At 67.3% G+C, this 12936-nt stretch carries 15 protein-coding genes and 2 tRNA genes; 9 read left to right on the forward strand and 8 right to left on the reverse strand.

What is annotated here, in order from left to right; translation table 11 throughout:
* From GP2_RS06865 to GP2_RS21145, 7 genes are all read left to right on the forward strand, one after another.
* The coding region (locus GP2_RS06865) for an AAA family ATPase (RefSeq protein WP_006899759.1) at positions 1-699 on the forward strand (699 nt) is incomplete at its 5' end.
* The gene (locus GP2_RS06870) at positions 696-1538 is read left to right on the forward strand and encodes a hypothetical protein (protein WP_006899760.1); all 843 of its coding nucleotides are present in this window, start codon (positions 696-698) and stop codon (positions 1536-1538) included. The genes GP2_RS06865 and GP2_RS06870, both read left to right, overlap by 4 nt.
* The gene (locus GP2_RS21140) at positions 1505-1849 is read left to right on the forward strand and encodes a WhiB family transcriptional regulator (protein WP_157211661.1); all 345 of its coding nucleotides are present in this window, start codon (positions 1505-1507) and stop codon (positions 1847-1849) included. The genes GP2_RS06870 and GP2_RS21140 overlap by 34 nt, the downstream gene beginning before the upstream one ends.
* A gap of 336 nt (positions 1850-2185) precedes the next feature.
* Positions 2186-2458, forward strand: a complete 273-nt coding sequence (locus GP2_RS06875; RefSeq protein ID WP_006899762.1) for a Rieske (2Fe-2S) protein — start codon at positions 2186-2188, stop codon at positions 2456-2458.
* Positions 2451-2945: a hypothetical protein gene (locus GP2_RS20930; protein WP_006899763.1), complete on the forward strand. Its 495-nt coding sequence runs from the start codon at positions 2451-2453 to the stop codon at positions 2943-2945. The genes GP2_RS06875 and GP2_RS20930 overlap by 8 nt, the downstream gene beginning before the upstream one ends.
* Positions 2946-3196: 251 nt before the next feature.
* Positions 3197-3928, forward strand: a complete 732-nt coding sequence (locus tag GP2_RS06885) for a phage major capsid protein (RefSeq protein WP_255218593.1) — start codon at positions 3197-3199, stop codon at positions 3926-3928.
* Positions 3929-4031: 103 nt separating this feature from the next.
* On the forward strand, positions 4032-4307 hold the full coding sequence (locus GP2_RS21145; RefSeq protein WP_006899765.1) for an HNH endonuclease: 276 nt from the start codon (positions 4032-4034) through the stop codon (positions 4305-4307).
* A gap of 658 nt (positions 4308-4965) precedes the next feature.
* Here GP2_RS21145 and GP2_RS06890 read toward each other — a convergent pair.
* The 3 genes from GP2_RS06890 to GP2_RS06900 all read right to left on the reverse strand — a co-directional run bounded on the left by GP2_RS06890 (position 4966) and on the right by GP2_RS06900 (position 5860).
* Entirely contained in the window at positions 4966-5301 is a 336-nt protein-coding gene (locus GP2_RS06890) for a hypothetical protein (RefSeq protein WP_006899766.1), read from the reverse strand.
* Positions 5302-5317: 16 nt separating this feature from the next.
* Positions 5318-5521: a hypothetical protein gene (locus tag GP2_RS06895; RefSeq protein ID WP_006899767.1), complete on the reverse strand. Its 204-nt coding sequence runs from the start codon at positions 5519-5521 to the stop codon at positions 5318-5320.
* Positions 5522-5787: 266 nt separating this feature from the next.
* Positions 5788-5860: transfer RNA gene (locus GP2_RS06900), tRNA-Asn, on the reverse strand.
* A 403-nt stretch (positions 5861-6263) separates the two neighbouring features.
* Between GP2_RS06900 and GP2_RS06905 the strand changes: the two genes are divergently transcribed.
* Positions 6264-6340, forward strand: a tRNA-Ile gene (locus GP2_RS06905).
* Positions 6341-6438: 98 nt separating this feature from the next.
* On the opposite strand, the gene GP2_RS06910 is transcribed toward GP2_RS06905, so the two are convergent.
* On the reverse strand, positions 6439-7368 hold the full coding sequence (locus GP2_RS06910; RefSeq protein WP_006899769.1) for an alpha/beta hydrolase: 930 nt from the start codon (positions 7366-7368) through the stop codon (positions 6439-6441).
* Between the two features lie 97 nt (positions 7369-7465).
* On the opposite strand from GP2_RS06910, the gene GP2_RS06915 reads away from it, so the two are divergent.
* Positions 7466-8062, forward strand: a complete 597-nt coding sequence (locus GP2_RS06915) for a TetR/AcrR family transcriptional regulator (protein WP_006899770.1) — start codon at positions 7466-7468, stop codon at positions 8060-8062.
* A 65-nt stretch (positions 8063-8127) separates the two neighbouring features.
* Here the strand turns inward: GP2_RS06915 and GP2_RS06920 are convergent, their stop codons facing one another.
* The 4 genes from GP2_RS06920 to GP2_RS06935 form a co-directional block, all read right to left on the reverse strand.
* Positions 8128-8931: an alpha/beta fold hydrolase gene (locus GP2_RS06920; RefSeq protein ID WP_006899771.1), complete on the reverse strand. Its 804-nt coding sequence runs from the start codon at positions 8929-8931 to the stop codon at positions 8128-8130.
* A gap of 49 nt (positions 8932-8980) precedes the next feature.
* The gene (gene dnaG, locus GP2_RS06925; RefSeq protein ID WP_006899772.1) at positions 8981-10900 is read right to left on the reverse strand and encodes a DNA primase; all 1920 of its coding nucleotides are present in this window, start codon (positions 10898-10900) and stop codon (positions 8981-8983) included.
* A gap of 171 nt (positions 10901-11071) precedes the next feature.
* Positions 11072-12337, reverse strand: coding sequence for a deoxyguanosinetriphosphate triphosphohydrolase (locus GP2_RS06930; RefSeq protein WP_085950506.1), 1266 nt, complete (start codon positions 12335-12337; stop codon positions 11072-11074).
* Positions 12338-12377: 40 nt separating this feature from the next.
* The gene (locus GP2_RS06935; protein ID WP_006899774.1) at positions 12378-12830 is read right to left on the reverse strand and encodes a cold-shock protein; all 453 of its coding nucleotides are present in this window, start codon (positions 12828-12830) and stop codon (positions 12378-12380) included.
* Positions 12831-12936 lie beyond the last annotated feature (106 nt).

Below are 12936 nucleotides of genomic sequence, written 5' to 3' on the forward strand. Positions count from 1 at the left end.
GGCCGGCCCCAACCGAACCGTGGCGACAATCCTTACCTGTCCGATTACCAGGCTGGTAGTGCTCTCAAAGCAGTCATTGATGAGTACCCCGGCGCGTGTTTGCTAGCTGTTCATCACACCCGAAAAGCCGAGGCGACCGATTTCTTGGACGCTGTGTCCGGCACGCAGGGGCTCGCCGGGAGCGCCGATTTCGTGTTGGTGCTGTCCCGGAAGCGGCAGAGCGAAGAGGGCGTCCTCGCGATCACCGGCAGGGACGTGACCGAGACCGAGATCGCTATGACCACCCAGGGCGGTCAGTGGCGGCTCGCCGGTTCGACGGTCAGGGAGGCGAATGCCGCTCTGACGGAGCGTCGGGAGCGTGCTCAGATGGGCGACCGGTCGGGAGAAGTTCTTGCTCTGGTCCGCGCGGCGTCGGGTGCGGTCGGTCCGAAGGATGTGTCCGAAAAACTCGGCTTAGACGGCGACACTGCGGGAAAGTACCTGCGTCGCCTGGCTTCATCGGGGCACATTCGGAAAGCATCCCGGGGTAAGTACGTGTCCGAACCGTCCGAACTGTCCGAAAGGATTAGTGTTTCGGACACTCCGGACACTTCGGACACACACCTAGCCGACGACGTTTGTCCGGACTGCGGTGACCGAATGGTCTTCGGTGAGGATCTCGACGCGGGTCACCACATCTCGTGCAGGGAGGCGCTGTGATCCCGAAGAAAGTCGATGCTGCGCGCCGCGCCCAGGCACTCGCAGCGGGGGCAGGTCTCTTGGACGGCGGCCGCACGCTCGCCAGAGCAGCCCTCGCACGCGACGCCGAACGCGGCAAACGAACAAAGACACTTCACCTTCCGTCCGGGGCCGTCGTCAACATCATCGAACCCGAATCCGAGGAGGAGGTCGAACGCGATCGAGAAGCGCTTCGCGACCTGTTGGTCCGGGACGACCTCGTCCGCTTGGGTTTCAGCGCGATGCGCGTCAGCAATCGGTATCGCTTTGGTTGGCGGCTGTGGACGCTCGACTCCGCCGGCCGAATCAGATCACCAATGTTCGACACCGGCCGCGCCGTCGACCACCCGTCTATCGTGGCCGACTGCCCCCACGGCCACGAGGTTCCGAGCGCGGCCTGCAGGTGCGGAATCTACTTCGTGCCACATTGGTTTCCGTTCCACCGCGCCGTTGATGACTTGCTCGACGGCGACTTCACCGCCCACGCCCTCACATGGGGTGTTGCGATCGGCGGCGTGGACGTCGACCCCGGCGGGGACCAGTGGGGAATCCGCCCCCGCCGAACCGGCCGCTTCAGAATCCTCGGGGGGATGGTCCCCGAGGAAGCACCCCAACCGGCGTTGCCGGTGCCATGGCGCCGGGGCTTCACCGACCGCAACGCATTCGCTGTCGAGAAACTGTGGGATCTCGGTGCCCCCAGCAACTTTCACGACGTCGTCGCAAAGTACCAGGACGAACCCGCGACGAGCTTCAATGCAGACGACGTGGAGGACCCTGAGGTGACTGCATGGCAGATACTGCGGAGGTTGGACCACCAGTGAAGTACCGACACCGCAACGAACCCGGCTTGTTGCCGCTGCTCGTCGAAGTCCTGGAGGGAACCGCCAACTTGTCTGGGGCGGCGTGCGCCGGGCGACCCGAGTTGTTCGACGAAGCCGCCGTCGATGAGGACGCGCAGACGGTCCGATACCGGCATCGCGCCGCAGTGCGGATCTGCTCGACGTGCCCAGCCCTGGACCGGTGTCGCCAGTGGGCCGAATCCCAAAAGGACCTCGGCGGCATGGTCGTCGCCGGCCGCGCCCCACGACTCCCGGGACGCCAACCCTACTCAGAAAGGACCCAGAAGGGATGACACCACCAATTCATCCGCGGCACCGCCGCGACGACAAGCCGTTCATCTGTCAAAACTGCGACGGGCCTTGCAGAATCTGGGCCGGTCCCATATGGCGGTGGACGTGTCGAAAGTGCCAGCAGGCAGCGATCCTGTACGGCCGTCCAGGGATCAAACCGACAGGTCGTCGGCGAGGCCAATGACGCCCGCCACCCGCTGCTGGCGATCCCCGCGGTGGTACACGACGTTCATCGTCGTCGACGTCGACGACGGCCACCGCCGCGAGCGGTTGGGCTCCTGGCAGGGCCCCCGGACACCGCCGAAACTTCCACCGACAAACCCCCGAAAGAAGCACCAATGTCTGAACGACGAATCCTGAACGACGGCGACTATCGTCGCGCCGGCCAATTCCTGCGCTACGCGAACCCCGAACGCACCGACGTCCCCGGCATGAATGCGGTCCTCGCCGAAGCCCACGCCGAAGGACGCCTCACGCACCTAGTGCTGAGCGTCGCCGCACACGCCTACGCGTGGTCGCCGACCATCGGCACCCCAGAGGGACAGAACGCCCTCGCCAACATCGCCATCGAACGATACGAACTAGAGAAGGAGAACGAAACCGATGAGTGAGCACGAAAACCCGCAGCCTGCCGAGGAACTCGAGACCCTCGAGACGCCGCCGCCGGCCGAGACGCCGGAGACCGACGACACCGCCGACGCCGACGACACCGCCGACACCACCCCAGCCAGCAGCGGCGGCGAGGCCGCTAAATATCGGGTGCAAAGAAACGAGGCACGGGCCGCGCTCGCCGAAGCCCGCACCCAAATCGAAAACCTCCAACGCGCAGCCATCGAACAACTCTGCGCCGCAGCAGGTGTCCAACCACGAGCACTCTTCACAATCGCCGAAATCGGAGACCTCGTGACCGAAGCGGGCACCGTCGACCACGAAGCGGTGGCACACGCGATCGACCGCGCCCGCATCGAACTCGGCATCGAGATCCCCCGAAAAGGGGCCCTCGCACCACGCGCCGGCTACCAACCCGCCAACCCAGCCCCCACCAAGACACCGTGGGCGGAAGCGTTCGCACCCCGAAACCGAAGGGCAGACAGGTAGAATAAGCGGTGACCGGGCGAGCACCCAGGTGGTAGCACCCGGTCACCGTTACCGCCAGGCGCGGCAACTCCACAGGCCAGGAGCCGCGGAGCTTGAACACAACCTTGTTCAACCGACGCGGCCCTATTCACATCCCAGGGCCGCGGGAGTAGGAGCCCGAAATGGCTTTCACCGCAACCACCGGCAACTCGGACGCCGCCTGGCGGCCGGACGTAACCACATTCGCCCCCATCGACACGGTCCCCGAAGCCGTGCTGTTGCAGGCCACCACAGTCTCGGGCGAAATCATCGGTGACGCACCCTCACTGCGAGTCGGATATGTCACCGACGACGACGCGACCGTCACAGCCGAGGGTCAGGAGATCGACGAGGGCGAGCCGGAACTCGACGAAGTCGTGGTCAAGACCTCGAAAATCACGCAGCTGGTGCGCATTTCAAACGAACAGTGGCGGCAGCAGGGCACCAGCGATCAGCTCGCCCAGAGCGTCCGGCGGGCACTCATCCGAAAGTCGGACAGCTTGTTCCTGAGCGATCCCGACTCGGGCATCGCCGAACGCGACGACATCGTCGACGGCGGCGCAGTCGACGGCAACCTCGACGAACTCATCAATCTGGAAACAGAAATTCGTGAAGCCGGCGGCGACCCGCGCCTCTGGATCTTGAGCCCCCGCGCCTGGGCGCTCATCCGCCAGATCAAGACCTCGACCGACTCGAACGTCTCACTGGTCGGCGCCGGCGTCGAGGACACAACCCCGCGGCTGTTGTCGGTCCCCGTCGTCGTGAACCCGGCCCTCGCGCCCGGCGACGGGTTGCTCGTCGACCCGGCAGCGGTCGTCAGCGCAGTCAGCCAGATCGAGGTCGCCACCTCTGACCAACAGTATTTCTCGAGTGACAGTGTTGCGCTCCGCGCGATCTGGCGCGTCGGCCACGAAATCGTGCGACCCGACCGCGTCGGCCGCTTCACAATTGGCGCCGGCAGCTAGCGACTAGCTGACGCGATTCGGAGGGTTCGGCGGTCGGGTTGTGCATCACGGGCTGGTTAGTCCCGACCGCCGGCCCCTCCTTCCTCTTCACCCGGGAGACAACGTGGCCCGCAAACGCTCCAGCACCCTCCGCGACCGACACCGACGGATAATCGCCCGCGGACAACCCCCCTGCGCCATCTGCCACCAACCCATCGACTACACCATCCCCTACCCCCACCCAGACAGCTTCGTAGTCGACCACAAGAAACCCTTCGCACACGGCGGCGCCGACACCATCGACAACAAACAACCAGCACACAACCGCTGCAACCGAGTCAAAAGCGACCGCCTCGAGCAGCCCGAACTGCGACGCCACTACACCAACCGCACCTGGTAACCCCACCACCCACGGCACCCACTCCCCACCCACCGCCTCAGCCGCAACAGGGGGCGTTGCCGGTTTGCGCGCGCATACCCCCCCGCCCCCCTCTCGTGGGCGTAGGGGCTTCTGCCGGGTTGTCGGGGGTTTGGTGGAGAAAACGCGGGCAGAGATGCAGGCTAGGCCGTGTGGTGCGGCGGAGAGAGGGGTGGGCGGGGGCCGCCCCTGGGTCGGCTAGCTGGGAGGCTTTTCGGGGGCAACACCGAAAAGCTTCTCGGCGCCGGGAAGCTTCACGGGGGATTTTGCGGGACCCCGCAGAATCGGGCGGTCCGGGTGTTGACGACAGCCGGGGGCTGTCGAGATGGACACCCAGGGGTGCCGGTGTCGATTCCCCCATCCCCGGTCGACCCACGAACCCAGGCGCCTGATCGCGTCGGCCCACGACGAGTAGCACCAGGCCGTTGGGCAAGGTGTCACTGTCATGGCACCGGATACGCGGTGATCAGGCGCGTGTCGGTGGCCCTCGTCGCCGGCGAGGGACTGAGCGCTAACGGCGAGCGGGCTGGTTTTCGTCGGGCTCCGCAAGGACGACGGGCACGCGGTCGGATCGGTTACGTGCGCTTGAGCGCCCCCGCGCGGAGTCGAACCGCGCGTGCGACCATCGGGGCTGTCGAGGTCAGTCGGTGGTTGGGAGGTCGTGCGTTTCGATGAGTGCGACGGCGTGGGCGTGCGCTGCGAGTGCGGCGTCGCGGTCGTCGAACATGTCGTTGGCGGTGCGGATTACGTCGGCGCGCCATAGGAGTCGGTCGAATCCGCCGAGGGCGAGGTCGGCGATGAGGGTCACTCCGACGGTTTTTGCGTCGTTGGGGGTGAGGCCGTGGAGTACGTCGTCTTGGGCGATTAGGGCCGTTATCTCGTGGAGGAGGGCGACGAGGTCGGTGAGCTTCGGGTTGGTGTCGAGGACGTTGATGGCGGTTTGCATCGCGGTGTAGCCGGTTTCTGGGGTGCTCATTGGTGGCTCCTTTGTCTTAGGCGTCGGCGGCCCTGCGGGCCAGGTGCACGACGATGTCGGCCATGACGTCGGGGCGGCGTGTGATCCGGTGCAGCACGAGTTCACGCATGAGGTCGGCGGGGGTGGTCTGCACCTCGTCGATGAGGTCTGTTGCAGCGAACATGAGGCGGTCGTGGGTGGTGAGGTGTTCGCGCGCGTCGTCGCGGGCCTGGGTGCTCATGCGGCGTACCAGCCGAGTTCGATGCAGGCTGCCAGGGCGGCGAGGGGCACGAAGTAGAGCGCCAGGGTGGCGAGGACTGTCGCAAGGACAGTTAGAGTTGGGGAACGGTGCATCGGAATCGCCTCCGGTGTGTCCGAGGCCCTGGAAGGTGTTCCCGCACCGACCGGGGCCGTTTTCGTCACCCGGTCTAGGTGGATCTGGCACATATCTGGCACGTGCCATGCCCTAGAAAGCAGAAAACCGCCCGTTACCAGGCGGTTTACTTGCTCCCCCAACTGGACTCGAACCAGTAACCGTTCGATTAACAGTCGAATGCTCTGCCAATTGAGCTATGGGGGATTGCTCAGGTCCTCGATCGGCGCCGGAGCGCTTCACTCGAACCGAGGACAGACTTTAGCGCATGCCGACGCCGGACAACAAAACGGCTGGTCAGAAGACATCTGATGACGAAAGATGCGGCAGTTGGTTCCGCGATCCGGAACCAACTGCCGCATGTGCCATCGGGCACTCAGTGGCCGGCGACGTGGCGCCCTCGACCCGGACAGGAACCAGGAGAGGAAGCACACCAGCGCGAGCAGGAGATGGCCGAGTGCAACCTCAGGTCCCGCCGCCCACACTCCTCGGGGCGTGGATCAAGCCGATACACGCCGGCACCGCGCCCACCGACGGTTTGTCTCCGCGACAGGGTGCAGGACATCAGCGCGCGTGCGGTAATCTCCTCCCGCGGGCCAGGTGCCCACACGGGGAGTTAGCTCAGTCGGTTAGAGCCGCGGACTCATAATCCGTAGGTCGCGGGTTCGAGCCCCGCACTCCCCACCATCGCCGACAGGCCGTTCGCCGCGCGCTCGTCGTCCTCCCCGATCTTCGCGGAGAACCCTGTCGTGCACCTGTCGGCAGCTCTTGCCCGGCAGCGTCACTCATCGCGCCGACGACTCTCGCCCTTCTCCCACATGGCGGTCGAGGAAGTTGATCTGGTCGGCGATGATGGTGTCGAAATACGGATCGAGATAAGGCTCGAAGTGCGCACAGTCGTAGGTGTGGACTTCGCCCTTCCGAATGCGGCGCGCCACCGCCTGGGCCTTGTCGATCGGCGTCACGTCGTCCCTCGCGGCGAGTTGCACCAGCACCGGGATGTCGATGTCGGCTGCGTACCGCCCGGGCGAATAGAACGGAACGCGCAACGCGATCCGCGCGGCCACATCGTTTTCGGCGAGGAGTTCCTCACGCATGCCCCCCATCCGCTCGACCTGCTCGTAGGCGCCGGGCGAGGTCATCATCGCGAAGTCGCCGGGGCGTCCGACCGCCGCCACCCGATACGGCTCGCGGCCTGTCCACGCCCGGATCTGATCCCGTACCCCGGCGATGATCAGGCGACTCACCAGCGCCGGAGACTGGGAGAACGCCGATGCCGGCCCGCTCACGTGCGGCACCTGCACGATCGCAGCCGCCAGACCCCGATCACGGGCGGCCAACCGCAAGACGTGCCCACCGGCGAAGGACGTCCCCCATGCCACGACGCGACGCGTGTCGACCCAATCGAGGCTGCGGGCATAGGCGATCGCGGCATCCCAGTCGGCGTGCTGCTCGGCGAGGTCGAGCACACGCCTTGGCGACCCGTCGCTCGCACCCCAATGCCGGTAGTCGAAGACGAGCGCGGCGTAACCGGCCTGCGCGAACTTCGACGCGTAGGCGTCGAGTCGCAACTCGCGGAATGCGGCGAAACCGTGGGCCAGCACGACGATCGGAGGATTCACGACACCATCCGGCCGGTAGAGCCAGGCGGCACACCGGGCGTCGCCGGAGGTGAACCAGACATCGGACCGGACATAGCTGAACTGACGTGACATGATGAGAGCCTTCGACGGGGTATCTTGAATGACGTTCAACACGGTAACAGCGTCTTGAACACCATTCAAGAGACTCGCACGGAGGTGACCGCTTCAGATGGCGCGGAACAGGAGGCCGCAGGCCGCCGACGAGAAGCGGGAGGAGATCGTCACCGCCGCGCGCAGGCTGTTCCTCGAGAACGGATACGACGCGACGTCGATGAGCAGGCTGGCCAAGGAAGCCGGGGTCGCGGCCAACACGATCTACTGGTACTTCGAGGACAAGGACGACGTCCTCGTCGCGGTGCTGTCCGCCGTCATGGCGGACGTCTGGCCGATGTACCAGGCGGTCGCGAGCGAGCCGATCTCCGAACGGGTTCTGTGGATCGTGCGGCGGCTCACCGAGATGCGAAGTCTCGTGACGACAGTCCACGCCCGGGTGCCGCATTCACCCAAGGTGGCGGAGTGGCACAACAACTTTCACGTGCTCACCAGCGTCCTGTTCCGAGCGGAGCTGGAGGCGGCAGGTGTCTCCCCGGAGACCGTCGACGCAGAGGTGATGATCGCCGTGTTCACCGTCGAAGGACTGCTGATGCACACGGCCGACGAGAACGAGCAACGCACCGTGTGCCAGACGCTGGCCTCGCGGTGGCCGTCGGCCGCCGATCAGTCGCCGCGGTCTTCAGATCACAACGCGACCGAGCGTCGTGAGTAGCGGAAACCCGTCGATGTGACGGACGTCGGCTCGCCCCCGCCATGACCCGCCGACCCCCGCGGGCGTCACCGGTGTTCGAGGATCGCGGCGCGCAGTGCCGCCGTGACGGCGGCCGGGTTGTCGACGCTCATCAGGTGCCCGGCGTCCGGGATCGTCCGGTAGGTGACGTCGGGCAGTCCGTCGACGATCATCTGCGCCGCCTTCTCCGGGCACAGGGCGTCCTGCGTCGCGGCGATCACGTCGACGTGCTGGGTGATCTCGCCCAATCGCGGCGTCAGCGGGCGCTCCCGCAGTGTGGACATCGCCTGCGCGACGTTGGTGTACCCCGCGCCGTCGCCCACCGCCTCCAGGCGCATCTCGGTGAGCTCGTCGACCCGGCCGGTCGCCGCGACGATGCCCGCCGCGGTGTCCTGGCGCATGGCCTCGTGGAACTCCCTGGTCGAGGTGTTGGCGGCCAGGGCCGCGCGACCCTGATAGAACTCGGCAGCCGCCCGCCCCACCACCGACGAGGTGCCCATCACCACGGCGCGGGTCACCAGGTCGGGACGTTCGGCGGCGGCCCACAGCACGATCGTCCCGCCGGCCGAGAAGCCGACGACGATCGCCGGACCCGACACCTCCTCGAGGAAGCCGATCAGGTCCCGGCCGAGCTGATCGACGGTGCCGTCCGCCTTCCCCAGCGTCGACGCCCCGTGACCGCGCAGGTCGTAGGCGTAGGTGTGCACCTCGGCGAGGTCGGCCTGGGCGCCCGCCCAGCTGCGACGGTCCTCGCCGAGTCCGTGGACGAAGACGACCGGCGGGAAATCCGATTCGGCCAGGCCGCTTTCGGTGTAGGCGACCAGCACGTCGCCGACGGTCACCGTGTTCATGTCTCCCTCATCTCCGGCAGGTCTGCCGACGTGGTCGTCTGCGGCTGCGTCAGCCGACGCCGGCGGACGGATCGAGTGCCTGTTCCAGCAGGCTCCGACGGTACGCCTCGAGGGCGACCAGGTCGCCGAAGACGGCGTTGTAGCCGTCGGGGTCGTCGCTCGGCGACATCCGGCGCAGACGTGACTTGATGTCGGCGATCTGCTCGCCGACCCACACCTCCTGCAGCCGGGCGAGGACGCTGGAGATGTAGCGGGGGATGTTGTCCTCCTCGACCGGCATCGTCTCGACCGCGAGCTCGGTGACCAGCGGATCGATGACGGGATCGTCGACGGCGTTGCGCACGGCGTCGACCCAGGCCGCCCCGGAGAGACCCGACGACGTCCCGCCGACCGATGTCATCGCCTGTCGCACAATCGCATACGCGGGCTCGGTGAAACACTCGACCGGCAGCGAGTCGAAGACCGTGCCGGCGATGGCCGGGTATTGCAGCGCCGCCTTCAGGGCCTCGCGTTGCGGCCACAGCCGCGGATCGTTCGGATTGGGTCGGGCCGAGTTGGGCGCCGCCTCGGCCTCGGGACGGTTGCGCGCACCACGACCGCGGACGCGGACGGCATCGTCGACGCCCTTCGCCTTCCGGATCTTCGCACCCTCCTCGCGGACCCGGGAGAGCACCTGTCCGACCTCTTCCCAGCCGACCCAGCCGGCGAGCTGGCGCGCGTACTCGTCACGCAGCGCGACGTCGCGGATCCGCGCGACCACCGGCACCGTGTCGCGCAGCGCGTGCACGCGCCCCTCGGCGGTGTCGAGATCGTGTTCGGCGAGCAGCGCCTTGATGGCGAACTCGAACATCGGCACCCGGCGCGCGATGAGGTCGCGCACCGCGGCGTCGCCCCGGGCCTGGCGCAGCTCGCACGGGTCCATCCCCTCGGGCGCGATCGCCACGAAGGTCTGTCCCGAGATCGCCTGCTCCCCCTCGAATGCCTTGAGCGCAGCTGCTTTTCCCGCCTCGTCGCCGTCGAAGGTGTAGATGACCTCGCCGCGGAAGTACGAGTCGTCCATCATCAGGCGTCGGATCAGCGCAAGGTGTTCCTCGCCGAAGGCGGTGCCGCACGAGGCGACCGCGGTCGTCACACCGGCGAGGTGCATGGCCATCACGTCGGTGTAGCCCTCGACGACCACCACCTGATGCGACTTGGCGATGGATTTCTTCGCGTGGTCGAGGCCGAACAGCACCTGAGACTTCTTGTACAGCATGGTCTCCGGCGTGTTCATGTACTTGCCGAGGTTGTCGTCGTCGAACAGCTTGCGCGCACCGAACCCGATGATGTCGCCGCCGAGGTTGCGGATCGGCCACAGCAGTCGCCGGTGGAACCGGTCGATCGGACCCTTGCGCCCCTGCTTCGACAGTCCGGCGGCCTCGAGCTCGCTGAACTCGAAGCCCTGCGCCAGCAGCGTCTTGGTCATGGTGTCCCAGCCTGCGGGCGCGTAGCCGCAGCCAAACTTCGCGGCGGCCGCGGCGTCGAAGTCGCGTTCGGCCAGATAATCCCGCGCGGCCTGCGCCTCCGGGGTCTGCAGCTGCGCCTGGTAGAACTTCGCCGCGGCCGCGTTGGCCGCGACCAGCCGGGCGCGCGTGCCGCGGTCGCGCTTGATCGCGGTGCCGCCGCCCTCGTAGTTGATCCGGTAACCGATGCGATCGGCGAGTTGCTCGACGGCCTCGACGAAGCTGATGTGTTCCTGCTTCTGCAGGAAGCTGTAGACGTCGCCGCCCTCCCCGCAGCCGAAGCAGTGGAAGTGCCCGTGATTGGGGCGGACGTGGAACGACGGGGTCTTCTCGTCGTGGAACGGGCAGAGTCCCTTCAGGCTGTCGGCACCGGCGCGGCGCAGGGCGACGTATTCCCCGACGATGTCCTCGATCCTCGTCTGCTCACGGATCGCCGTGATGTCACGATCGGGAATGCGTCCTGCCACGCGTCCAGTGTAGTGACGTCGCGAGGCCGATCCGCCCTGGCTCTTGTCCCGGCGATACCGCCCCTGCAATCGACCCGGAAGAAGCCCCACGCGGGAACACACGACGGCGTCGACGCCGCCGTGTGGAGGGGCGTTCTTCAGGGCGCAGCTCAGTGCTCGCACGGCCCCCGACTACCCGAGGTGCGCCTGCGCTCCCGAGTTCTGCTTGTCGGTGCGCTCGAGGCGGCCCTCGGTCATCGACGCGATCTGGTCGACGATGACCCGCATGCGCGCGGCGTCGTCCTCGGCCTCTTTCCACCACGGCACGAAGATCGGGTCGAGCCCGCCGGGCGCGGCCTCGACGAGCCAGTTGGCGACGCGGTGGATGCGCTCACGCTGGCGCTGCTGGGTCGCCTTGTGCCGCTCGTTGGAGAAGATGAACCGCAGCGCAAGGGTTTTCAGCATCGACACCTCGGCGGCGATCAGCGCCGGAACCTCGAGGTCGGCGCTGTACCGCGACACCGGGCGGTCGCCCACCACCGCACGCGTGCCGGTGATGGCGGCCGACGCGAATCGGCCGATGAGCTCGCTGGTGAGGCGCTTGAGCGCGACGTAGGAGTCGAGCGTGCCGTCGAAGACGCCGACCGCGCGCACGATGTCCATCCGGTGCAGCCGTTGCGCGGCGTCGATGAGCGCCTCGGGATCGAGCCCGGGGAACTCCTTGACCCCGATCTCGGCGAGCGCGCGCTGGTCCTGCGGATCGCCGAGGGTGCGCAGGTCGATGCGACCGCCGATCACGCCGTCCTCGAGATCGTGCACCGAGTAGGCGACATCGTCGGACCAGTCCATGATCTGGGCCTCGATGCAGCGTCGGGTGTCCGGGGCGTTGCGCCGGATCCAACCGAGCATCGCCGCGTCGTCCTCGTAGGCGCCGAATTTGCCGCCCGGTGTGCGACGCGTCCACGGGTACTTGAGGGTGGCGTCGAGGGAGGCGCGGGTCAGGTTGAGGCCGACGCTACGCCCGTCGGCATCGAGCAGCTTCGGTTCGAGCCGGGTGAGGATGCGCAGGTTCTGCGCGTTGCCCTCGAAGCCGCCGCAGTCGGCGGCCACCTCGTCGAGGGCGCGTTCGCCGTTGTGCCCGTAGGGCGGATGGCCGATGTCGTGGGCGAGTCCCGCGAGCTCGACGAGGTCGGGCTCGGCGCCGAGGCCGATCGCGATGCCCCGGCCGATCTGCCCCACCTCCAGCGAGTGGGTCAGGCGGGTGCGCGGCGTGTCGCCCTCGCGGGGGCCGACCACCTGGGTCTTGTCGGCCAGGCGCCGCAGGGCGGCACAGTGCAGCACGCGAGCGCGGTCGCGCGCGAAGTCACTGCGGTGGTCCGTCCGGGTTCCGGGCAGGCTGGCGACCTTGGCGGCCTCGGGGACGACACGTTCGACGGCCTCTTCCCCGTAGGCGGCCATGGGCGGCAGCGTGTGACCCGCGCCCGCGGTGGGTGGGGTGTCAGTCAAGCACCCAGCCCCGGCCGACGGCGAAGTCGGTGATCCGCTGCCGGATCGCCACGATCTGACGGGCGGTCAGGTCGTCGTCGGCGTCGAGGAGCAGTTCGGTGAGCTCCTCGGTGAACGCAGCCGCATCTAGACCACCGCGCTGGCGGCGTCCGCCGCGCTCGTCGTGACGGTGCCCACGGCCGTGGTGATCGTCGCGACGATGCGGGCGCGAGCCACCTGCCGAGTCGTCGGCAGGAGCCTCTTCGGTCACCTCGACGTTGACCGCCTTGGAGCCCCGATCGGTCTCCTCGATGTCGAAGGACACCTTGGCGCCGGGACGCAGCGAGTCCTCGTCGATGTTGATGTCGTTGATGTGCAAGAACACATCGGCGCCGCCCTCTTCGGGCGCGAGGAATCCGAATCCCCGATTCGGGTCGTAATGGACGACTTTCCCGCTGACAGCCACGACTCCACTCACTCTCTCGTCGCGTTCGGAACGGACCCCGTGTCCTGTCGACGCGACAACTCGTCCTCAATTGTGACAGACGACCGCCGGTCGCGAGAACCGCCGG

It is taken from the genome of Gordonia paraffinivorans NBRC 108238 (assembly GCF_000344155.1).
Taxonomy (GTDB): domain Bacteria; phylum Actinomycetota; class Actinomycetes; order Mycobacteriales; family Mycobacteriaceae; genus Gordonia; species Gordonia paraffinivorans.

Bases quoted from the DNA above. Each gene is read 5' to 3' on its own strand.
- GP2_RS21140 (WP_157211661.1), top strand. From the start codon at position 1,505: ATGGCAGATACTGCGGAGGTTGGACCACCAGTGAAGTACCGACACCGC.
- GP2_RS06875 (WP_006899762.1), top strand. From the start codon at position 2,186: ATGTCTGAACGACGAATCCTGAACGACGGCGACTATCGTCGCGCCGGC.
- GP2_RS20930 (WP_006899763.1), top strand. From the start codon at position 2,451: ATGAGTGAGCACGAAAACCCGCAGCCTGCCGAGGAACTCGAGACCCTC.
- GP2_RS06890 (WP_006899766.1), bottom strand. From the start codon at position 5,301: ATGAGCACCCCAGAAACCGGCTACACCGCGATGCAAACCGCCATCAAC.
- GP2_RS06895 (WP_006899767.1), bottom strand. From the start codon at position 5,521: ATGAGCACCCAGGCCCGCGACGACGCGCGCGAACACCTCACCACCCAC.
- GP2_RS06910 (WP_006899769.1), bottom strand. From the start codon at position 7,368: ATGTCACGTCAGTTCAGCTATGTCCGGTCCGATGTCTGGTTCACCTCC.
- GP2_RS06915 (WP_006899770.1), top strand. From the start codon at position 7,466: ATGGCGCGGAACAGGAGGCCGCAGGCCGCCGACGAGAAGCGGGAGGAG.
- GP2_RS06920 (WP_006899771.1), bottom strand. From the start codon at position 8,931: ATGAACACGGTGACCGTCGGCGACGTGCTGGTCGCCTACACCGAAAGC.
- GP2_RS06930 (WP_085950506.1), bottom strand. From the start codon at position 12,337: ATGGCCGCCTACGGGGAAGAGGCCGTCGAACGTGTCGTCCCCGAGGCC.